Genomic DNA, 23251 nt, shown 5'->3' on the forward strand with positions numbered 1-23251 from the left:
TAAACCCTTTTTATGAAAAATTATAATTATACCTTTTTACTATCGATTAGCCTTGTTGCAGCATTGGGTGGTTTACTCTTTGGCTACGACTGGGTTGTAATAGGTGGTGCAAAACCATTTTACGAAATTTATTTTGGCATTTCAGATTCTCCGGCTCTTCAAGGCTGGGCAATGAGCAGTGCTCTTGTTGGCTGTGTGGCGGGAGCAGCAGTTGCCGGAAAACTGGCAGACACTTACGGAAGACGTCCTATGTTAATTGTTGCCGCCGTATTATTCTCCTTATGTGCCATTGGTACGGGAGCTTCAGAAACTTTTACCATATTTATTATCTGGCGAATTATTGGAGGAATCGGAATTGGGATTGCCTCTACAATATCACCTTTATATATCGCAGAAATTGCACCTCAGGAAACCCGAGGTCTTTTTGTATCAATTAACCAACTTACTGTAGTTATAGGAATTCTGGCCGCACAAATTACCAATATGCTGATTACCGAAGTTATTCCTGCAGGATATACACACGCTCAAATTCTGGTTTCATGGAATGGACAAACAGGCTGGAGATGGATGTTTTGGGCAGGATTTTTTCCGGCAGTTTTATTTTTTCTTTTAATGTTTTTAATTCCCGAAAGCCCTAGATATCTGGCTAAAAAAGGAAAAAACGATACAGCAGAAGCAACACTTACCAAAATTGGCGGGTTAGCTTACGGAAAAGAAGCTATCACAAAAATAAAAGAAACTTTTACAGACGAAACCGAGAAAACCGATTTCAAAATGCTGCTTGACAAAAAAGCTTTACCAATATTGACAATTGGTATTGTTCTGGCAGCTTTTCAGCAATGGTGCGGTATTAATATCATTTTTAATTACGCTCAGGAAATTTTTGTTTCCGCAGGTTACAGCATCAACGATTTATTTATGAATATCGTTATTACCGGAAGCATCAACTTAGTTTTTACTTTGGTTGCCATGGGAACTGTAGATAAAATTGGGCGTAAAAAATTAATGCTTTTTGGCTCTGCTGCATTGGCGATAATTTATGCTTTATTAGGCTATTTTTATTATACCAATGTTACCGGTTTTCCTTTATTATTACTGGTATTATTAGCCATTGCCATTTACGCAATGTCACTCGCTCCTATTACCTGGGTTATTTTATCTGAAATTTTCCCTAACCGAATCAGAGGTGTTGCGATGTCAATTGCCACATTTGCACTTTGGATTGCTTCTGCTCTTTTGGTGCAAACATTTCCAATTTTTAACGAATACCTCGGCACGTCAGGAACTTTCTGGGTGTATGGTATTATCTGCTCCTTAGGATTTGTTTTTGTTTTCAGAAAACTCCCTGAAACTAAAAACAAAAGTCTTGAAGAGATTGAGGAACTAATGGTTTCTGATCGTCAATCGAAGAATATTCAATAATCTAAATTTCATTACATCATGCAAAAAGTAAATGTTTGGAAGGAAAAAATAATCCTGCCAACTTATGAGGTGGGCAAACCTGAAAAAAATCCTGTATTTATTGAGAAAAGAGTGTATCAAGGAAGTAACGGATCTGTATACCCGTATCCGGTTATTGAAAAAATAGCAGATGAAAAAACCAACAAAGAATATCAGGCGGTTTATCTTGAAAATGAATTTATTAAAATAATGATTTTGCCTGAACTTGGCGGACGAGTTCATATGGCGTACGATAAAACTAAAAATCGTCATTTTGTTTATTACAATCAGGTTGTAAAACCTGCTCTGGTTGGACTTACAGGTCCGTGGATTTCGGGCGGAATCGAGTTTAACTGGCCGCAGCATCACAGACCAACGACTTTTGATCCGGTTGATTTTACGATAGAAGAACACGAAGACGGAAGCGCAACAGTTTGGTGCAGCGAAGTAGAACGTATGTTTAGAACCAAAGGTATGGCTGGATTCCGATTATATCCTGATAAAGCTTATTTGGAAATCAAAGCGCAGTTGTACAATAGAACATCGTTTCCACAGACATTTTTATGGTGGGCAAATCCGGCAGTTAAAGTAAACGATGATTATCAATCGGTTTTTCCGCCAGATGTAAATGCTGTTTTTGATCATGGAAAACGCGATGTTTCTTCTTTCCCAATTGCAAAAGGAACATATTATAAAGTCGATTATTCACCGGGAACAGATATTTCCCGTTATAAAAATATTCCGGTTCCAACATCTTATATGGCGATTGCTTCGAAATATAATTTTGTGGGCGGATACGAAAATGATTCTAAAGGCGGGTTACTTCACGTAGCGAATCATCATGTTTCTCCGGGAAAAAAACAATGGACTTGGGGACACGGCGATTTCGGCCGTGCGTGGGATCGTAACCTTACGGATGAAGATGGCCCGTATATTGAATTAATGTGTGGTGTTTATACGGATAACCAGCCGGATTTTACGTGGATTATGCCAGGCGAACAAAAGGATTTTACACAGTATTTTATGCCGTATCGTGATTTGGGTATTGTAAAAAATGCGACCAAAAATGCGATGGTTAATTTAGAAAGTATTGATGATAAATTAGTCATTAAAGCTTATACAACAGGCGTTTATCCTAAAACTACTGTCAGTTTAAAAAATAATGATGTTGTTGTATTCCAAAAACAATATGATGCATCGCCATACAATTCATTCGAAGAAACAATTGATTTTAATTTTGGTTTAGAAGGTTTATCGATTGCTGTAACCGATGCTGATAACAAAGTTTTGGTAGACTGGAATTACGAAGGTCAAAACGAAGACGAAATTCCCGAAGCTGCAAAACCTGCTCTTGCTCCGGAAGATATCGAGAATAACGAACAATTGTTTCTAACGGCTCAGCATTTAGAACAATACAGACATGCTACTTACAGTCCGATTCCGTATTACGAAGAAGCAATAAAACGTGATTCGGGAGATATTCGTTCGAACAATGCAATGGGATTATGGTTAATGCGCCGAGCAAAATTTGAAGAAGCTGAACCTTATTTTAGAGCAGCCATAAAAACGCTGACACAGCGAAATCCAAATCCGTATGAAGGCGAAGCTTATTTCAATTTAGGTTTATGTCTTAAATATCAAAATAAAAATGAAGATGCTTACAGTGCATTCTATAAATCAACATGGAATGCGGCTTGGCAAAATCAGGGCTATTTTTATGTTGCACAGCTTGATGCATTAAAAGGTGATTATGATTTGGCATTAACGCATATTAAAAAAGCGATTTCTAAAAATACTGAGGATCATAAAGCATTGCATTTACAAGTGGCACTTTTGAGAAAATTAAATCAAAAAGAAAAGGCTCTTGCACTTACAAACGGTTATTTACAAGACGACTGTTTTAATTTTGGATTGCTTTATGAGAAATATCTTTTAAGCAGTGACAAAAAAGACCTCAGCTATTTTAATTCGCTAATCCGAAACAATATTCATACGTATATCGAATATGCTTTAGATTATAATGCCGCAGGTTTTTATGAAGAAGCTGCCGAATTATTAAATGAAGGTTTAAAAGATGAAAATACATACCCAATGGCGTGGTATTTTGCAGGTTCTTTTTATGAAAAATTAAATGATTTCGGTCAAGCCGAAAAATGTTTCAAAATGGCTTCTGAGGCAAAACCAGATTATTGTTTCCCAAATCAGGTTGAAGCTGCGCTGGTACTTCAAAATGTAATTGAGAAACAAACCAATGATGCAAAAGCTTTGTATTATTTAGGTAACTTTTGGTACGCTTCGAAGTTTTATGATGATGCTATTTTCTGCTGGGAACAATCTATCGAGATAGACAATAGTTTCCCTACTGTACACCGTAATTTATCATTGGCATATTACAACAAATTGGGCGACGAACAAAAAGCGCTTTCGAGTTTAGAAAAAGCATTTTCATTGGATTTAGAAGATTCAAGAATCTTAATGGAATTAGATCAATTGTACAAACGTTTGAACAGAGATTTGGTTTTCAGACTTGCTTTCTTAGAGAAACATTTAGAATTAGTAATTCAGCGTGATGATGTTTATTTAGAAAGAGCTGCTATTTATAATCTTTTAGGAAAACATGATAAAGCGTTAACCTTATTACAAAACCGAATTTTCCATCCGTGGGAAGGCGGCGAAGGAAAAGTAAGCGGACAATATCTTATTTCTTTAACTGAAATTGCAAAACAACAGATCTCACAAGGAAATTACGACACAGCCATAGAACTTTTGGAACAGGCTCAAATTTATCCTGATAATTTAGGTGAAGGAAAACTGCCGGGTGTACAGGAAAATGATATTCATTACTGGCTTGGTGTTGCTTATGAAAAGAAAAATGATTTGAAAGAAGCTAATAATTGGTGGCAAAGTGCCACACTAGGATTAGACGAACCAACGGCCGCTATTTTCTATAACGATCAGCAGCCGGACAAAATTTTCTATCAAGGTTTAGCTTTCCTAAAATTAAACAATGCTGCCGAAGCTGGTAAACGTTTTGAAAAGTTAGTTGCTTATGCCCAAAAACATGTAAACGATACTATCACAATCGATTATTTTGCTGTATCGCTGCCAGATCTTATGATTTGGGAAGATGATTTAGATAAAAGAAACAAAATTCACTGTCTATACATGCAGGGATTAGGGCTTTTGGGTCTTGAGAAAAACCCACAAGCAGAAAAAACATTCAACACCGTTCTTGATGAAGAAAAAAGTCATTCAGGCGTTACAATACATTTGTCTTTATTGAAAAATGAAGAATCAGTTTTTGTTTAAGTTAGTATTGGTCATTTAAGTTTAAGTAGTAGCCCCGACAAGTTTTAAAAACCTGTCGGGGCTTGTGGTTTTGATCCTGTAAGGTTTTCAAAACCTTGCAGGTATAAATTTTAGAGACGTAAAAAAATGAATATTAGAAACCTACAAGGTTTTGAAAACCTTGCAGGAGCTCTGTCAAGACGATAATAATGCGTACAATAATAAATTAAAATCTGCTAAAACCCGTTTACCCCGCAAAATCCGCGGGCAATTTCTAATTAACCGGTCTCTCCTCTAATTTAATTCCCCATTTTTTATTAGGTTTTGATCCCATACTAAATTCTAAAACACCGCCATTATCAATATCAGATTGATGAATAAAAGTCTTAGTATATGTTTTACCATTTAGCTTGGCACTTTGGATATAAATATTTTTATCTGAAACATTTTTTGCCACAACTTTAAAAGCCTTACCATCTTTCAATTCAATTGAAGCTTCTTTTAATAATGGAGAACCAATAACATAAATACTGCTCGCAGGATTAACAGGATAAAATCCCATTGCACTAAAAATATACCAGGCCGAAAGTTCTCCGCAATCATCATTTCCCGAATAACCCGATGAAGTTGTGTTGTACATTTTCTTCAAAATCTCAGCTGTATATTGCTGCGTTTTCCAAGGCTGACCTGCATAATTGTATAAATAAGCAATATGATGGCTTGGTTCGTTTCCATGCACATATTGACCAATAAAACCTGATGCATTATCATTTACTTCTTCCGGTTTATCTTCTAAAGTGAAAAAAGTATCTAGCTTTTTCGTAAAAACATTATCTCCTCCAACTAGATTTACAAGTCCTTTTACATCTTGAGGAACATACCAAAAGTACTGCCAGCCATTTCCTTCGGTAAAAGGATATCCCCCGTTTGCACCATATTTTAACGGATTGAACGGTTCGATCCAATTGCCTTTGTCATCTTTGGCCCTGAAAAAACCTATTTGTTTGTCATAAAGATTTTTGTAGAATTGAGAGCGTTTTGTAAAATAATTGTAATCATCTGTTTTTCCGAGTTTCTTAGCTAATTCTGCCACACACCAATCATCATACGCCATTTCTAAAGTCAAGGAAACCGATTGTGATTTTAAATTTTCGGGAATGTAACCGTACTTTTCCCAAATGTCAAATGGTGATCCCGGATGTTCACGAGTCGCCGAATTCTTTACAGCTTCAAATGCTAAGTCTGTATTAATACCTGATAGATTTTTAAGCACAGCATCAACCACAACTGGAATAGCGTGATTGCCTATCATACAATAATTTTCCTGACCCCATAACTGCCAGATTGGTAAATAGCCAAAGACTTTATAATACTCCAGCATACTGTTTACAAAATCAGCAGAACGTTCCGGCTGCAAAATGGTATACAAAGGATGTGCGCCACGATACGTATCCCACAAAGAAAATGTTGAATAATAAGGTTCCAAAGAATTTCTAACTGTAAAATCAGCCGATGGATAATCTCCGTTTACATCTGATAAGGTATTCGGCTGAATAAAAGTATGATACAAAGCGGTGTAGAAAATCTGTTTTTGCTCGTTTGTCCCATCAATTTTTATTTTGCCGAGTTCTTTTTCCCAAACAGCATCTGCATAGTTTACGACTGCGTTAAAATCCCAAGTCGGAATTTCTGCTTGTACATTCAAACGTGCATTTTCTATGCTTGTCGCAGAGATTCCAACTTTCACCAAAACTTCCTGTTGTTTTGAAGTATCAAAATCTAAAATAGCCCTGATTGCATTTCCATTAACGATTTTTGCATTCTCATAAACATTACTTCCGTCTTTTATATGATTATGAATTATGGGCTGTGAAAATTCAGCATGAAAATATACTTTTCGCATTGGCGCCCAGCCTGTAATAATGCGATATCCCTCAACAGTATGATCATTAGGAAACGACAATTGCGAAGCAATAATACGTGTATTCCAATCTGATTTTTTCATAGAATGATCTAGGTCGATAATAATATGAGCTTCTTTATTTTTAGGAAAGCTGTATTTATGAAAACCAGCGTGTGTTGTTGCCGTCAATTCTGCTTTTACCTGATAATCCAAAAGTTCTACGCTGTAATAACCCAGTTTTGCCCATTCTTTATCATGTGTAAATTTAGATTGATAGGCATTTTGTCCTTCTGCTTCTTTCACTATTGCACCGCTAAAAGGCATTAGCATTACATCAAATAATTCTGCAACACCAGTTCCGCTTAAATGCGTGTGACTGAAACCTGCAATGGTATTATCGTTATAATTATAACCGCAGGCAACGCTCCAATCTGGTGTATTTCGGGTGTCGGGACTAAGCTGCACCATTCCAAACGGCACTGTCGCTCCGGGATAATTATTACCTGAAAGCGGTGATCCGTGTGCTGCTCCCGTTCCAATAAACGGATTTACGTATGAGGTTATTTTTTCTGTTGTCTGCGCTGTTAGAAGTATAGAACTTAGCATTGCACCACAGATTATTATTTTATTGAAATTCATTTTTTTTAAGATAAAAATTAATGACATGATAATTTCATTCTTCCTTTTTAATTGCCTCCTGCTTTAGCTGGAGGTTATTGAAATTAGATTCAAATAGGGCTTTAGCCAAAACACTATTATTTTGGCTAAAGCCCTTTGCTAATAAACTCTTTTAAACCTCCAGCTAAAGCTGGAGGCAATTAATTTAGAACTTGATTTAAATATCTTTTTATTGATATTTCTGAGTCCTGCAAGGTTTTTAAAACCTTGTAGGTCTAGTTTTTTATCTCACTTTACAATTTAATACCTACAAGGTTTTGAAAACCTTGCAGGAATCATGCTCTATAGTTTGGAAGAAGTTATCTCTTTCAATTCTCCATTTACTTTCACTTTTACTTTTGCTGGTATAGGAGATAATATTTCATATTTGATGACTTTTCCTTTTTCCCATTTCATATTAATGGTAAAATTTCCTTCGGCTTTAAGCCCTTTTACTTCGCCTTCCTTTAACCAAACATCTGGCATAGCAGGTAATAATTCAATAAATCCGGCGTGACTTTGAATCAGCATTTCGCCAATTCCTGCTGTGGCTCCAAAATTGCCATCAATTTGAAATGGCGGACCTGCCGAAAGTAAGTTTGGATAAACTCCTCCTCCTGCTCCATAATTAATATTGGTAGCTAATGTTGGTCTCAAAATTGTTTTTAATAATTTATACGCTCTGTTTCCTTCTTTCAAACGAGACCAAAACAGCATTTTATAAGCAATTGACCAGCTTGGCCCGTCATCTCCTCTAACTTCAAGAGTTTTTTTAGCTGCTTCGGCAAGTTCCGGCGTGCTTTCTGGAGTTATCAAAGAGGCCGGATATAATCCGTATAAATGAGAAATGTGACGATGCTGCGCGTCTGGTTCTTTATAAGGTTTTAGCCATTCCTGAATTCTTCCGTCAGGACTAATAACTCCCGGCGGCGGTAATAATTTTAATCTTTGTTCAAGATCATTGCTCAAATTTTTATCGATTCCCAGTTTTTGAGAGGCCGTGATTACATCATTAAATAATTCGCGAACAATTTGATTGTCAATTGTTGGCCCCATACAAACGTGAGCATCCTGACCATTTGGCAAGAAAAATGAATTTTCTGGAGAAACTGATGGCGAAGTTACCAGCCAGCCCGTTATTGGATCTTTTACGAGCATACTGTTGTAAAATTGAGCAGCACCCTTTATGATTGGATAAATTTCTGCTAAATAAGCCTTATCGTTTGTATACAAATAATGGTTCCATAAGTTGTTGCAAAGCCAGCCTGAACCTGCTTTTGCAATTCCCCATGAAGCACTTTCACCCGGTTCTGTAAATCCCCAGACATTGGTAATTACATGCGCAACCCAGCCATCTGCATTATAGTAAGCTTTCGCTGTTTTTTCTCCGTAAGGAACCATTCCTTTTACCAAATCTTTTAATGGAAGATTTAATTCTGAAAGATTCCCGGTTTCCAATGCCCAATGATTCATCTGAACATTTACGTCAAGATGATAATCTCCGTTCCATGGTGTCTGCACCTGATACGCCCACAATCCTTGTAAATTTGGAGGTAATAATCCAACTCTTGTGCTGCTGATACTTAAATAACGTCCGTATTGATAAAACAAAACCGGAAGTTCCGTATCTAAATCTGGTTCTTTTAAAAAGACATCCAGACGTTCATTTGTAGGCAGTATTTTTTTATCTGATTTTCCAAAATTTAAAGCCACACGATTGAATAGTTTCTGATAATTCTGAATGTGAATTTTCTTCTGATCCTGATATTTCTTTTGAATTGCTGTATCTAAAATTTTATCTACAGAAGTTTCAAAACTTTTATCTTTAAAATCTGTTCCTGCGGATATGTAAAGCACCACTTCTGTTGCGTTTTTTATTTCAACTAAATTATTGGTATATAAAGCTGTTCCATCTCTTGTTTTAGCTTTTACTTTGGCTTTATATTTCATTCCTTTTCCGTCAATTCCATTATTCAGCTGCCCTGTCATAACAAGAGAATTGTCGTTTTCATTTGCCGTTTTAAAATGTTCTTGTCGGTCTAACTGTACGGTAAAATTTAGTTTTCCTTTTTTACTTGAAGTCAGTTTTACAAAAAGGGCATCATCACCAAAACCTGCAAAATATTCACGTTTGTAAGTAACTCCGTCAATGGTAAATTGTGTTGCTGAGGCTGCGGTTTGTATGTTTAGGTTTCGGCTGTAATTTGTGGCTTCCGATTTAGTTTTGTAATCAAATTTCAGGGTCATATTTCCTAAAATCTGATAACACCCAAATTGTACATTTGCACCGTCTCCGCTTCCTGATCCCGGACCTGTGCAGACAAAATTTTCATTGATCAATTTCTCGGCTTCAGTATTTTTATCTGCTAAAAGCAATTCTCTTATTTGAGGCAGAAATGAAAATGCTTTGTAATTGTTGGCATCTTGTGGTGATCCGCTCCAAAGGGTGATATCATTTAAAACCAATTTTTCGGTTGTAACACCGCCGTCGGGCATAATTCCTAAACGTCCGTTTCCTAAGGGTAATGTTTCTTCCCATTGAGAGGCTGGTTTTTTATACCATAATTCTAACGGATTATTTTGCGAATAACCTAAAATGGGGATTAGTATAAATAGTAATGCTTTGTATTTCTTGATATTCATGTTGCTTTGTTTGTGCTAATCTTAAAAAATACCTACAAGGTTTTGGAAACCTTGCAGGATTTAAGACTGATTATTTATTATAAGGAGTCGCTTTTACAACTGGTTTTTCTCCATTTTTTAAAGCTAATTCATCAAATTCTATTGTAACTTCTTTGCTCTCTCCTTTTAACAAGGTAAAGTAACTATCGCTTACAATTGCGGGTAATATTTGAGTTCCGGATTTTTCATTTACTGCTTGTATCTGGATTCCGAATGCAATTCCTGAAGGGCTTGAAATCTTCGATTTAATAACATACTTCCCGTTTTGTTTTACCACTTTACTGGAAACATTTACGTTTGCTTTTGGCAATTTATTTAATTCTGTGAAATCTTTCATATTAGAACCTCTCCAATAAAAATTCTCACTCATTACTTTATTCTGTGCATCTTTTAGTTTTAATCGGATGAAATGTACCGGACTTAAACTTGAAGTATCGGCATTAGTTTCTGCTCCAAAAACTTTGAAATCATACAAGGAATATCCCCAGCCTGAACCTCTTTTTATTCCCAACATTCGAACATAACGGCCTTTTGTTTCATCAAACGAAATATTCTGAAGTCCTTGTTTTCCATCTTTAATCGTACTTACATCTGTCCAGTTTTTGGCATCTGTACTTATTTGAATTTTATATTCTTTTCCGAATGCATTTTCCCAGTTTAAAACTACGCGATTGATGATATATTCGTTTTCAAGATCGACATAAACCCATTCGTCATCTGTTGATTTACTTGCCCAGCGGGTATTTGAATCGCCGTCTGTAATATCTTTAGTGTTTCCGCCATCTGTTGAAGATGCAATAACATTTTTTTGAAACGCTAAATCTTTCTGATTAGAGTAAAACGGAATTACAAAACTTTCTGTCGCTGTATTTGAATAAGAATCTACAATGGCATTTTGATTGAACTTCGCTACAGATTTTCCATCTAAATTATAAACCGTTGCTTCGGCAGTCAAATTCTTGAAATCAGTTCCGGTGGTATTGATTACTTTTACCGAATTATTTACCGGACTCCATTGAATATGCATAGGTTCACAAGCCGATTTTACGCCCCAATAAGCTCCTGTTAAATCATAGTAATAATCGTAAGTCTGCCAAACCATACTTGGATAAGAGGACTGACTCATCCAGATCATTATCCCCGAAGCGTCTTCCCACATATGGTCTAACCAGCCTTCGTACATGGCTTTGTTGGTTTCGATATTTAATAATTGGGCTTTTCTGGTGTATTCTTCCAGATTATTTGGCTTGCCGTAACGTTCTGTTATGCTTTTATCATAATTATCGGGAGAAGCATTAAAGGCTTTTTGTCCGAAGAAATGTTTATCCCACATATCGTTTCTTGGCCACCAGTCTTTTTCGGGAATAAATTTTTTGAAACTTTCTATATTCGGAAAAACGGCTGTACCAATTTCTGATCTTAAACCCCAGCTTGGGCCGTCTCCTGTTCCCACATAAGGTTCCGGATATTTTGTAAAATAAAACCTTGGATCTTTATTACCCCAAAGCCCGCTGCCGCTTAAGTTTCCTGTATTAGAACAAGGCTGATAATAACGGTCGTTGTTGTCAAAAGTTTTAATGTTTTCAGCAATCCATCCATTAAGCGGAGGCTGTGGTAAACCTTCATTGTTACCGCACCAAATAGCGATACTCGCATGATTTCTAACTCGTTTTATTTTCTCAATTACATTGCTGTTGAAAACGTGAATATCTAAAGGAAGATTCGGATTTGCATTTAGCCAAAAATCATCCCAAACCATAATTCCATATTTATCACAAGCCTGATAAAATTCATCATCTGTTGTTGATCCTAACCAGTTACGAATAATATTGTAATTCATTTCTTTGTGAAGTTTGACTTTCAAGTCGTATTCTTCACCTCTGCAGCGAAGCATATACTCACTCATTCCCCAATTTCCTCCTTTAAGAAAAACGCGTTTTCCGTTAATCGAAATATGCAAAACACCGCCTTCTGTATCGTAAGTATACTTTTTGATTCCGAAAGTTATTTTTTGGGAATCAGAAACTACATCTCCAATTTTAAAAGTGAATTGGCAGGTATATAAATTAGGATCTCCGTAACCATTTGGCCACCATAATTTAGGATTTTGAATCGAAAGTTCCGGAAACTGTTCTTTGCTTAATTTTACACTTGTAACTGCATTGGCATCAAGACTTATTTTTTTAGAAAAAGTAATATTTCCAGGCATTATTACGCCTGTTAAAACTCCTTCCTGATTTTGTGCAGATGAATTTTTAAGGTCGACTTTTACATCTAAATCTGCACGGGCGTTAGTTGGCAGATTTGTATGAACCCAAGGATCTGCAATTGTTACTTTATCTGTATTGCTTAAAAATACATCATCTGTAATTCCTGAATTTAATCCCGGAACATACGGCATCCAGTCCCAGCCGGCGCTTGAAATATATGTTGGGCTTCCGTAATTGTTTAAAGGCTGTTTTGGAATACTTACTAAAATCGTCAGCACATTTTTTGCTTTACGATGCACCAATTTTGTAACATCAAATTTACCACGCTGCATCATTCCGCTGAGCGTGGCTAGTTTTTTTCCGTTGAGGTAAATATCACCTTCGCGATTGATTCCTTCAAAGTTGAGCCAGATAATTTCTTTGGTAAAATTTTCGGGAATACTAAATTCTGAACGATACCAAAAACTGCGGTCGTATTTTGATTTATCGACCTGATAAATATTGTCGCCAAAATTGGGGTCTTTTTCTAAACCGCTTACTACATAAGAATTAAAAACCGTACCCGGAACTACTGCTTTTACCCAGTCTTTATCTGAATAATCTGCAGCAGTTATTTTAAGGCTGTCTTTTCCTAATTCTGCCTGCGGTTTTACTTTCCAGACAATATCTGAAGAATTTAGACTTACTTTATTCTGAGCATAAAAATGGAACGATAAGGCATTTAAAACAAATAAAGTGATATAAACCTGAATTGTATTGAATTTCATATTGTTATTTGAATGATGAAAAATTGTAACTAAAAATAAGAATGCCATTTTGGAATAAGTTTTTCTAACAGAATTCTCAGGACTGTTTTATTACCTATACCCAAAATGGCATTACAAATCAAAAACTGTGATTATTAACCAAAAAATCACATAACCAAACGATAAAAACTATTTTAAAAACTTGTCTGAATGATATTAATAACCAGGATTTTGATCTTCTGGGTTTATCTCATCATTAAGCTTGATTTCTCCAATAGGAATAGGATAACGGTTATGAAATGCGGCAATTGTACCGTTTTGTTTTGCCCATTTGTTGCGGACACTTACTAATTCTACCAATTTTCCTGTACGAATAAGATCCATTCTTCTCCAGCCTTCAAATGCTAATTCACGCATACGTTCATCAAGAATTTGATCTCTAAACTGAGATTGAGAAAGTCCGCTCCACTTCATTGCTGCAGGTAATGTTCCTCCAAAAGCTCTTGTACGAACCTGATTAACATATCCTTCGGCTTCTGGTGTGCTTCCTAATTCATTTAAACATTCTGCGTAGTTAAGTAATACATCCGAGTATCTGATGTATGCTTTATTTTTTCCTGAATTCCAAAACGATTGTCTTCCATCTACACGAATATCTTCGTATTTTTTAATGTGTGGATCCAATTCGTCTCCGCCAAAACCAGCAGGAAGTGTTGGTTTAACTCCCTTATAAGTAAAATCATAACGGATACTCGCCGCTTTACGTACATCACCAGCTTCCCATAATCCTCCGTCAGTTTTGTCTTTATAACAATATTGAGTAGGAAGTATAAGGTCATAACCTCCAAAATAAGCATATTGGTCCATATTTGCCAAAACTCTTGAACCTGTCTGCCATTGTATCTGGTTGTTATCAGGCCAGTTATTATTATACTGCCATTCATATAAAGATTCTGAAGAATTAGCATGATCCGGACTAAAAACATCTGCGTAATTAGGCAGTAAACTGTACTTGCCAGATTTAATAACTTCTTCAAACCATTGCTTTGCTTTAGTAAAATCACGGTATCCTGACGCTTCTGGAGCATATAGATATACTTTTCCTAAAAGTGCCTGAGCTACACCTTTTGCAGGAAATGCAGGATTGCTTTGTGTTACAGGAAGTTTTTGAATTGCTCTTTCTAAATCGGCAACTATAGTAGAATAAACTAAATTCAGAGGCTGACGTTTTAAACCATATTCTGCAGTTTTTGCTTTATCATTAATAGGTATTTCGCCCCAATATTGCGTAAGTTCAAACATTAACGTTGCTCTTAAAAAACTAGCTTCGCCCATTAAAAGGTCACGTTTTGCACTATCTTCTTCGGTATTGATCAATAATGCTCTAACAGATTGTGCAGCTACTTCAATTACTGGCCATCTGTCATTCCACAATTGCCCAATTGGCTGATTTTCCTGGCTTAAAAAACCATTGTATAAATCAAGTCCCGCCTGGTTTGCATCTCCGGTTACCTGCAAAGCTCCTTGTTGTGCTTCGTCTGTACCTAGAGAAGCATAAAGTCCTGCACGGTCTTTTTGCATATTTCTCCAATTCGTTATAGCTCCCAAAAGAACAGGCTCTATTTTACCTAAACTGCCATATGCCTGTGCAGCAGTAAGTGAACTTTTAGGCTCTTCTTCTAAAAAATCTGAAGAACAGGAAGCTGATAATATTGCTAAGGCCATAAAGGCTATAATTTTTGCTTTCATAAAAATAATTTTTAAAATTAATTTGATTAAAGAGATACATTTAATCCCATAACTACCATTCTAGATAAAGGATAAGAATCTCCTCCCTCAGGATCATAACCTTTATACTTAGTTATAATAAATAGATTAGATCCCGTTACATAAAACCTTACATTTTTAAGAAAAACACTATCTGCAACTTTATCTTGTAATGTATACGATAATGTAAGTGCATTTAATCTTAGGAATGAAGCATCTTGTATTGCCTTATCTGTCTCACCTAAAGTGTATCTTCCTCCTCCATAATAAGCTCTTGGTACATCTGTATTGGTATTGGTTGGAGTCCAACGATCCAAAAGATCTGTATGTGCAGCACTCATTCCTCCTGAGTTCATATAACTTTCGTAAATACCACTTGGCCTTTTACCTCCTATTGAATAAGCAAATACTGCATTTAATGCAAAACCTTTATAATTAAGATCTGTAGAAAAACCTCCATAATAATCAGGATTCAAATCACCAACCACGTATCTGTCTTTATCGTTTATTACACCATCACCATTACGGTCTTTAATTTTAATATCCCCAGCCTGAACAGTTCGGCTTCCATAATTTACTCCACTAAGGTTTTCTCCCTGCTGTGCAATACCATCATATTGAAATACATAAACTGTGTTTACCGATTGACCTAAGAAAAAGTTTCCAGTACGCTGAATCTCATTGTTACTATAACCACCCAAGTTGTATATCTCTGTAGCATCTCCATAAAGTTTTGTAACCTTATTTTTTGCCGATGATATATTGGCAGAAACATTCCATTTAAAATCTTTGTTTTTAATAATGTCACCGCTAAGTTCTAATTCTATACCCTCATTAGTTGTAGAACCAATATTATCCAGCTTATATTTATATCCAGATGAAACCGGCATATTACGCAGCATTAAAAGATCGTCATTATTTATATGGAAATAATTAGCACTTGCAGTAAGTCTGTTTTGAAAGAAACCAGCATCCAATCCAACATTGAATTGTTTTTGTTTTTCCCATTTTAAATCAAAATTATCAATATAATTATCAGACACATAAGTCCCAGAATTATTACTAACTTGTGCATTATATAAGGCAAAATATCTGTAAGCATCTACATTTTGATTACCCACCATACCGTAACCTACACGAAATTTAAGCTGATTTAATTTTTCAAATCCTGAAAGGAAATTTTCTTTAGCAATATCCCAGCTTCCTGCTATTGAAGGGAAAGTTCCCCACTTATTATTTGGACCAAATTTAGAAGAACCATCTCTTCTTATTGTACCTGTAATATTATATTTGCCATCATAAGTATAGTTCGCTCTTGCAAAATACGATTGGTTTGAATAATCTGTAAAATTCGAACCTAACTGTGCATTATCTTTTTGATATGCTCCTGATAATGCCATATAGGTCAAATCATCGCTAACAAATCCGCGAGCTCTAACATCAGTAGTATTTCCTGAATTACTCATTACAGAAAATCCTCCCATTACACTTACGTCATGCTTTGCAACAAAAACTTTGCTATAACTTACGGTATTATCCCACTGATAATTAAATTGTGAATATCTATAGTGGTGCGCTTCCCCATTCATAGAATTTCTAAGTGACTGTCCTGTGTAACTTGGTACATAATCAAAATTTGCCTGATCTGTAATATCTACAGATAAATTGGTTCTGATATCAAGTCCTTTTACTGGTTTTGCACTTAAAAAATTACTGCTTGTAATTCTATTACGTGTACTTGTATTTATGATATCAAGACTTTTTATCGGATTATAAAGGTTTTGGTCAAATACTTCACCGTATCTAAGATAAGTAGCCTTAGGGTCTATAGGCAATAATGGATTTGCTCCCAATGCCACACCAAAAGCACTGCCTTCCTGATAATCACTCTTACTTCTTGAAAAAGTAGTATTGGTACCAAACTGCAGCCATGATTTTAAATCCTGCGTAAGGTTAATTTTTCCATTATATCTTTTAAAATCAGAATTTTTAAGAAGTCCTTCCTGGTTAACATAATTAAAACTTACGAAATAAGTTCCCTTTTCTCCCCCGCCGCTAAAACTTAAATTATGATTTGTTTGAAAACCTGAACGCGTTACCTGATCCAGCCAATTGTAACTTTTACCAGTTCTGTAAGATTCCAGTTCATAAGGTGCAAATACAGTCGAACCATCTGATTTAATTTGATTAACATAAGCAGCACGATCAGCTCCAGGATTCTCATCCATATAACGATTTGCATAAGCATCAACTCTTAGATCAAATAACTGCTGGCCATTCATCAACGGGATAGTTTTTGCAAATTCAGATACACCTGTCCATGTATCATACTGTATTTTTGCTTCACCCGATCTTGAACCTTTTTTTGTCGTAATTACGATTACTCCATTAGCTGCTCTTGAACCATATAGTGCAGTAGCAGAAGCATCTTTAAGAACTTCCATACTCGCAATATCGTCAGGATTAATGTTTTCAAAATTACTGTCGGTAACTAAACCATCGATTACAAATATTGGGTTACCGCCAAAGTTCAAAGAGTTATTACCTCTAATTCTTATTGAACCTGTTTGACCAGGCACAGCACTTTGCTGCACATATACTCCAGAGGCACGTCCTTGCAGCGCCTGCACTACGTTTGGAGTAGGAACCTCTCTAAGCTTATCGCCAGAAACGCTGCTTACTGCACCCGTTAAATCTCCTTTTTTCATTGAGGCTCCAACTATTACTATTTCATTTAATTCCTGTGGACTTGGAATTAAAGAGACATTAATTTCCGATTTATTGGCTGCAACGGTCTGCGTATTAAATCCTATAAACTTGAACTCTAAAGTTGAGCCGGATTTAACGTTTGACAATTTATAACTGCCATCTATGTCTGTTACTGTAGAATTCTGTGTACCTTTTACCAGAATTGTGGCACCCGGCAATGGTAAATTTTCATTATCTGTAACTTTACCGGTTATGGTTTGGGAGTAAAGTGTCCCGACTGACATCATAACTACTAAGAAGCATAAGTATCTTATTGCAATTCTCATAATAATTTGGTTTTTTAGTTAATAAATTAGTGAGTTAGTTTTATTCTTTTTATTGAGCATTAAAATATGAGAAAACGAATTGACTTATACTATACTATACTACAACATTACAAACATACAAATATTTTCATTACATCCAAATTTATGTTTTAAGAATTTCATATTTTTTTTGATGATTTATTTCGGCTTTAACAGAAATACCAAGCTTTAAAAAGGAAAAAGAAAATAAAGGAATAATTAATTTAAAGAAATCTCAGACAAAACCGAATAGCGTTTTAATCTAAAACAAAGAAAACAGGTATAATTTACCTGCAAAATCAAAAAGGCCTTTTTGAACAATTTTCAAGATATTTCAACCCAAATATGAATAAAAAAAGACGCATTGCTGTGCGTCTCTACAAAAAATTGGGATGTTTGAATTGTCAATTTTATAATTAATTATATCCACAACGCATATCCGTAGAGGCGCACAGCAGTGCGTCTACGTCAAGTATATCAAATATTGTGGTTACGTTACGCAAGACGCACTGCTGTGCGTCTCTACATAAACCTTTGTCCCTTTGGACCTTTGTCGCTTTGTCCCTAAAAACTCAGAACCTTAGAATCTTATAACCTCAGCACCTAAAAACTAAGCTATCCCCCATTTCGAAAACAAAACAAAAATACTCACCATACCAATTATTAAAGCAGTAAAGTACCAATAGCGATTTTTCCAAGGCGACAATTCAACCGATTCTAATTTTATTTCGACATAATTATATTTCGGATAAAACTTAGAAACCAGCAGCATGCATACAGAAGTAAGCACAAATAAAAGTGCCAGCATGTGCAGATAATGTAATTTAATATCGAATATGTAGTTAAAAGTAATATAGCCTAAAATAAAAAATATCATTCCCATTTTTGCGGCCTGCGGCGGTACTTTCTTGAATACAAAACCAATCAGAATAATGGTAAAAATAGGCAGGCAGAACATACCGCTCAATTGCTGTAAATAAGTATAAAAACCAGCTTTGCTGAACAATATAAAAGGAGCCGAAAACATGGCTAAAGCCGATACAATGATTTCGAATTTACGTCCGGTATAAACTAAATGTTTCTCTGTTACTTCTTTGTTTTTCTTCTCTAACCACGGTTTATAAAGATTCAACACAAATAATGTACTGCTGCTATTAAGTCCAGCATTAAAAGTACTAATTGCTGCTCCCAAAACAACTGCGGCCGTTAAACCAATCATAACTCCGGGAAGTGTGTCTTTGATAACAAGTGGGAAAACTTCGGCTGTATTTTCTAGATTTTGGTAAAGATGAACCCCAACTAATCCGGGAATATTAATGATAAAAGGACATAGTAGTTTTCCTAAACAGGCAAGTCCCATTCCTTTTTGACTGTGTGATAAACTTTTTGCCGAAAGTGCCTGCTGTACAATAAACTGCTCCATTCCCCAATAGTACAGATTCATTATAAACATTCCTGTAAAAATGGTACTTAACGGAATTTCATCCTTTGGTCCGCCAATAGAATTTAAATGTTCTTTATGTTCTGAAAGTAAAACATGAAGCCCTTTGAACCAATCTCCATTTCCTAAAAATTTAAATCCAAAATAAGGAAAAGCAATACCAATCGTCAATAAGCCAATACTTAAAACGGTATCACTAATCGATATGGCTCGCAAACCTCCTAAAACCGAATAAGCGCAGCCTGTAAGGCCTATCAGCCAAACCATAACCCAGATATTCTGCCAGTAGGTTAATTCTAAAGGATATAAAAAATTGAACATTCCGGTTAGAGCGACTGCACCGCCATATAATACTGCCGGAAGTAAATTGACAATATAACTGCATAAAAAGATAATCGACACGAGTCTTTTAGTCGAATCGTCATACCGTTTTCCCAGATAATCCGGAATTGTCATGGCTCCGGTACGAAAATAAATAGGCAGAAAAAACTCGGCAACAAGAAGCATGGCCAACACAGAACTTACGCCCCAAGCCATAACGCTCATGTTGTTAGTGTAGATGGATTCGTTTTCGCCTATAAATTGGTTGGCGCTTATATTGCTGAGCAATAAAGCGCCTCCAACTATAAAAAAGTTATTGTTATGATCTGCAAAAAAAAGTCCGCTTGTGGTTTGTACCTTTCTTTTTCGTGTTTTTATGACTGAAATAACAGCGACTAAACCTGTAATCAGTAAAAAACTAACAATGGATAAAACATTCATAAATTACAACGAATTTCTATCAATAAGAATTGTTGGAATAATCTCTTGTGTCTTTTTTCTGTTCAACACAAAATCAGCTGCTCTTTTTCCCATTTCAGAGAAATCTGTAGAAAATGTGGTTACACCGTCAAAGATGATTTCTTTTACAATATCATCGTTGTGCGAAATAAAACCAATGTCTGTACCAATCTTAAGTCCTTTTATTTTAGAGTCTTTCAGCATTTCCCAAAGTTCGAGATTGTGAATCGTAAAATACACTTTTCCTTTTTCCAGAGAACCTGCGGTGTATTCTTCTTTTATAACTCCTTTGATATCATAATCCTTCATGAATCTTTTAAATGAATTTAAAATTTCATTAGGTTCTGCAGACGAAGGCTTGAAGAAGAAAACAAGTTCATCGTACTTTTTAATTTTATCTTTAAGCTGCACAAAAGCGTTGTATGACGAATCTCCAAACTCTTGTGCAACATAATTGTAATCTTCATCTGTTTCTATAAAACGGTCAACCAGCAATACTCTGTTTGTTGGCAGCTGTTTTAAAACATCCGGTGTTTTTTTATTCGGAATCGGAGCGATAACAAACATTCCGTATTTTCCTTTTATACTTTGAATAATATTTTCGAACGTATCAAAATTATTGTGATGGAAAAAGATATCCAATTGTACATTTTTTCCAAGCCCTTTTCTGAAATTTTCATAAAACGTTTCCTGAAAAATATCAAATGCAAATATCAGCAGCGCCACTTTCAACTCTTGCTTTACATCGTTTGTAGCAACGAAATATCCAAGTCGGTTTTTTGATTCGATAATTCCTCTGTGAACAAGTTCTTTATAAGCTTTGGCAATAGTTTCTCTTGCAAAACCCAGTTCGCTTATAAAAGTATTTACAGATGGAAGCAGATCACCTTTTGTTACTACCTTTTCATCAATGGCATTAATTATTCCCTGAACCAGCTGCTCGTGTTTGGATAGGGAATTAATTGATTCAAGGTTTTTTATCTGTTGAATAATTTGCTTCATAAACGTTTTAATAGGTATTTATTTAGAAAATATATAGTACAAATATATACTAATGTTTGAAATTTATTTTAGGCCTTCGTGATTTTTAAAACAACGCTGTTATTTGATACTGTTACATTTGGATTAATTCCAACCTGCATTAAAAAATCACCAGAATAAACTGCTGTTTCTACAGAAGCTTTTTTATCTGGATACACATTGATTTCTTCTACTTTGTAGTTTTGTCCTGCTTGCAATCCTTTTAATTTTATCGGAAGATGTGTTCCGGCTTCGTATCTTGAATTAACCGAATAACTAAACATTACGGCTTCGTTTCCGTTTTTATTCACAAACATTACCGATGCTGCATCATTGCCCCACGGATTTTGCAAACGATATTGATCTCCCTGCCAGATTGTTCCGCTTAATGCATTGTAGTTTTTGATGGCTTGTTGTGTAAATGCTAAATCTTTTTCGTTTAAATCTTTAACCACAATATCAAAACCTAATCTTCCCATCATGGCAACATCTGTACGGTATTTTATAGACTGTTTTCCCCAGTCTGTAACGTGCGCAGCAATAGTAAGTGCCGGATAAAAATACGAGTATTCCCATTGCATGTATACACGCTCTAAAGGCTCTGTATTATCACTTGGCCAGAATTCAGTAAAGTATTTTAAAGCTCCATAATCCACTCTTCCGCCGCCGCCAGAACAAAGCATCATTGGCACTTTTGGATATTTTACGCGAATGCGTTCTAAAACTTTATAAAGTCCGTTTACATAATCCGTATAAAAATTATTCTGATTGTCTTTTAAATTACCTGAATAGGCGTTATAAATCACTGCATTACAATCCCACTTGATATAAGCCAATTCTGGATTTTGAGTAAAAAGATTATCAACAACTCCATAAACAAAATCCTGAACTTTTGGATTTGATAAGTCTAAAACCAATTGATTACGGAAATAATGTTCTGCTCTTCCCGGTTGTTTAATAACCCATTCCGGATGTTTTTTATACAAATCACTCGCTGGATTTACCATTTCAGGCTCAATCCAAATTCCGAATTTTACCTGATTGTTTTTCGCTGTTTTTACCAAAGTTCCAATTCCGTTTGGTAATTTCTTTTTGTTCACGTCCCAATCTCCTAAAGCTGCGTCATCATTATTACGTGGATAAGTATTTCCGAACCATCCATCATCTAACAAAAACATATCAACACCCAGTTTTTTACTATCGGCGATAAGCACTTTAAGCTTTTCTTCATCAAAATTAAAATAAGTCGCTTCCCAGTTATTCAATAAAGTTAAACGATCTCCTTTTCCGTCAAGGATTTTATGACTTCTTGACCAATCGTGCAAATTACGGCTTGCAGTTCCTTTTCCTTTTGATGAAAAAGTGTACCAAAATTTAGGCGTTGTAAATACTTCACTTTTAGCTAATTTATAAGCTGCCGCAGCATTATTAATTCCTGAAATAACACGAAGATTATTCAGCGGATCTAATTCTAAATCGGTTCTAAAATTTCCTGACCATTCTAAACCTGCAAACAAAACTTTTCCTTCATCTTCTGAAGCTGGTTTATCTAAAGAAACCATAAATACCGAAGGTTGAAATAAATTAGCACGAGATCCTAATTTAGAATCTAACACTTTGATTCCGTGCGTTAACTTGGTTTCTTCCGGCTGCATTTCTTTTGCCCAATCGCCATGATATTGGTTCAGGTAAAAGTTATTATATCCTTTAAGATATAAATTAGCCGAAGCATATTTATTTAAAGTAATACTTGCTTTTTCGTTATGCTGAATGGTTGTCCACTGCTCGATTACATCATTGTCAAAATAAGACTGGATAAACAAATGAACCTCAACCGGATAAACAGGATCTTTTAGCGTAATATCAGTTTGAAAAACTCCTGTACTAATTTTGTTTGTTTCATGACTTACGTATAACAAATCAAGCGAAGTATTTCCGTCAGCGTGCGTTACGGTAATGGCAGGTTCTAACAAATTTTTAGATCCCGATGCCGTATAAGCTGCATTATAAATACCCGAGTAATCTGTTCCCTGACGAAACTGAGCTTGTATTTTTGTGTAATCTGAATCGTTTGCCAGTTTTTCTCCTAAATAAATAGTGTTTATTTCTTTTCCCGGAGTTACTTGTAAAACCAATGCGTTGTTTTTTGTTTTTACTGTAATAATCTGCTGTGCAGTTACTGAACAATAACTCGAGAGAATAAAAAATGCTATCGCAAAAGACTGCCTTAAAGTGATAATGTGTTTTTTCATTTTATTATGTGT

Annotated in this window: 10 protein-coding genes; 2 read left to right on the plus strand and 8 right to left on the minus strand. The window is 35.5% G+C overall.

The window, feature by feature from the left end; genetic code table 11:
• The first annotated feature begins 12 nt into the window (after positions 1–12).
• Positions 13–1422, plus strand: a complete 1410-nt coding sequence (locus BUE10_RS14805; RefSeq protein WP_073486346.1) for a sugar porter family MFS transporter — start codon at positions 13–15, stop codon at positions 1420–1422.
• A gap of 18 nt (positions 1423–1440) precedes the next feature.
• A complete protein-coding gene (locus BUE10_RS14810; protein ID WP_073486348.1) occupies positions 1441–4749 on the plus strand; it encodes a DUF5107 domain-containing protein in 3309 nt (1102 codons plus the stop codon).
• 253 nt (positions 4750–5002) lie between these two features.
• On the opposite strand, the gene BUE10_RS14815 is transcribed toward BUE10_RS14810, so the two are convergent.
• From BUE10_RS14815 to BUE10_RS14850, 8 genes are all read right to left on the minus strand, one after another.
• Positions 5003–7270 carry a GH92 family glycosyl hydrolase gene (locus BUE10_RS14815; RefSeq protein ID WP_073486350.1) on the minus strand — a complete coding sequence of 756 codons (2268 nt, stop codon included), beginning with the start codon at positions 7268–7270 and terminating at the stop codon, positions 5003–5005.
• Positions 7271–7591: 321 nt separating this feature from the next.
• Positions 7592–9931, minus strand: coding sequence for a glycoside hydrolase family 95 protein (locus tag BUE10_RS14820; protein ID WP_073486352.1), 2340 nt, complete (start codon positions 9929–9931; stop codon positions 7592–7594).
• Between the two features lie 70 nt (positions 9932–10001).
• Positions 10002–12995: a discoidin domain-containing protein gene (locus BUE10_RS14825; protein WP_234984749.1), complete on the minus strand. Its 2994-nt coding sequence runs from the start codon at positions 12993–12995 to the stop codon at positions 10002–10004.
• Between the two features lie 147 nt (positions 12996–13142).
• Positions 13143–14675 (minus strand): RagB/SusD family nutrient uptake outer membrane protein, encoded by a 1533-nt coding sequence (locus tag BUE10_RS14830; RefSeq protein ID WP_073486354.1) that lies wholly within the window; start codon positions 14673–14675, stop codon positions 13143–13145.
• Positions 14676–14701: 26 nt separating this feature from the next.
• Positions 14702–17728, minus strand: coding sequence for a SusC/RagA family TonB-linked outer membrane protein (locus BUE10_RS14835; protein WP_073486356.1), 3027 nt, complete (start codon positions 17726–17728; stop codon positions 14702–14704).
• A 628-nt stretch (positions 17729–18356) separates the two neighbouring features.
• Complete coding sequence (locus tag BUE10_RS14840) at positions 18357–19949, minus strand: solute:sodium symporter family transporter (RefSeq protein ID WP_073486358.1); 1593 nt, start codon at positions 19947–19949, stop codon at positions 18357–18359.
• A gap of 3 nt (positions 19950–19952) precedes the next feature.
• On the minus strand, positions 19953–20969 hold the full coding sequence (locus BUE10_RS14845; protein ID WP_073486360.1) for a GntR family transcriptional regulator: 1017 nt from the start codon (positions 20967–20969) through the stop codon (positions 19953–19955).
• A 68-nt stretch (positions 20970–21037) separates the two neighbouring features.
• Positions 21038–23239, minus strand: a complete 2202-nt coding sequence (locus BUE10_RS14850; protein ID WP_073486362.1) for an alpha-galactosidase — start codon at positions 23237–23239, stop codon at positions 21038–21040.
• Positions 23240–23251: the final 12 nt, after the last annotated feature.

It is taken from the genome of Flavobacterium sp. CF108 (assembly GCF_900129795.1).
Lineage (GTDB): Bacteria > Bacteroidota > Bacteroidia > Flavobacteriales > Flavobacteriaceae > Flavobacterium.

What these genes read in the sequence shown, in the direction of transcription:
- BUE10_RS14805 (WP_073486346.1), top strand. Translation starts at nt 13, where the DNA reads ATGAAAAATTATAATTATACCTTTTTACTATCGATTAGCCTTGTTGCA.
- BUE10_RS14810 (WP_073486348.1), top strand. Translation starts at nt 1,441, where the DNA reads ATGCAAAAAGTAAATGTTTGGAAGGAAAAAATAATCCTGCCAACTTAT.
- BUE10_RS14815 (WP_073486350.1), bottom strand. Translation starts at nt 7,270, where the DNA reads ATGAATTTCAATAAAATAATAATCTGTGGTGCAATGCTAAGTTCTATA.
- BUE10_RS14820 (WP_073486352.1), bottom strand. Translation starts at nt 9,931, where the DNA reads ATGAATATCAAGAAATACAAAGCATTACTATTTATACTAATCCCCATT.
- BUE10_RS14825 (WP_234984749.1), bottom strand. Translation starts at nt 12,995, where the DNA reads ATGGCATTCTTATTTTTAGTTACAATTTTTCATCATTCAAATAACAAT.
- BUE10_RS14830 (WP_073486354.1), bottom strand. Translation starts at nt 14,675, where the DNA reads ATGAAAGCAAAAATTATAGCCTTTATGGCCTTAGCAATATTATCAGCT.
- BUE10_RS14835 (WP_073486356.1), bottom strand. Translation starts at nt 17,728, where the DNA reads ATGAGAATTGCAATAAGATACTTATGCTTCTTAGTAGTTATGATGTCA.
- BUE10_RS14840 (WP_073486358.1), bottom strand. Translation starts at nt 19,949, where the DNA reads ATGAATGTTTTATCCATTGTTAGTTTTTTACTGATTACAGGTTTAGTC.
- BUE10_RS14845 (WP_073486360.1), bottom strand. Translation starts at nt 20,969, where the DNA reads ATGAAGCAAATTATTCAACAGATAAAAAACCTTGAATCAATTAATTCC.
- BUE10_RS14850 (WP_073486362.1), bottom strand. Translation starts at nt 23,239, where the DNA reads ATGAAAAAACACATTATCACTTTAAGGCAGTCTTTTGCGATAGCATTT.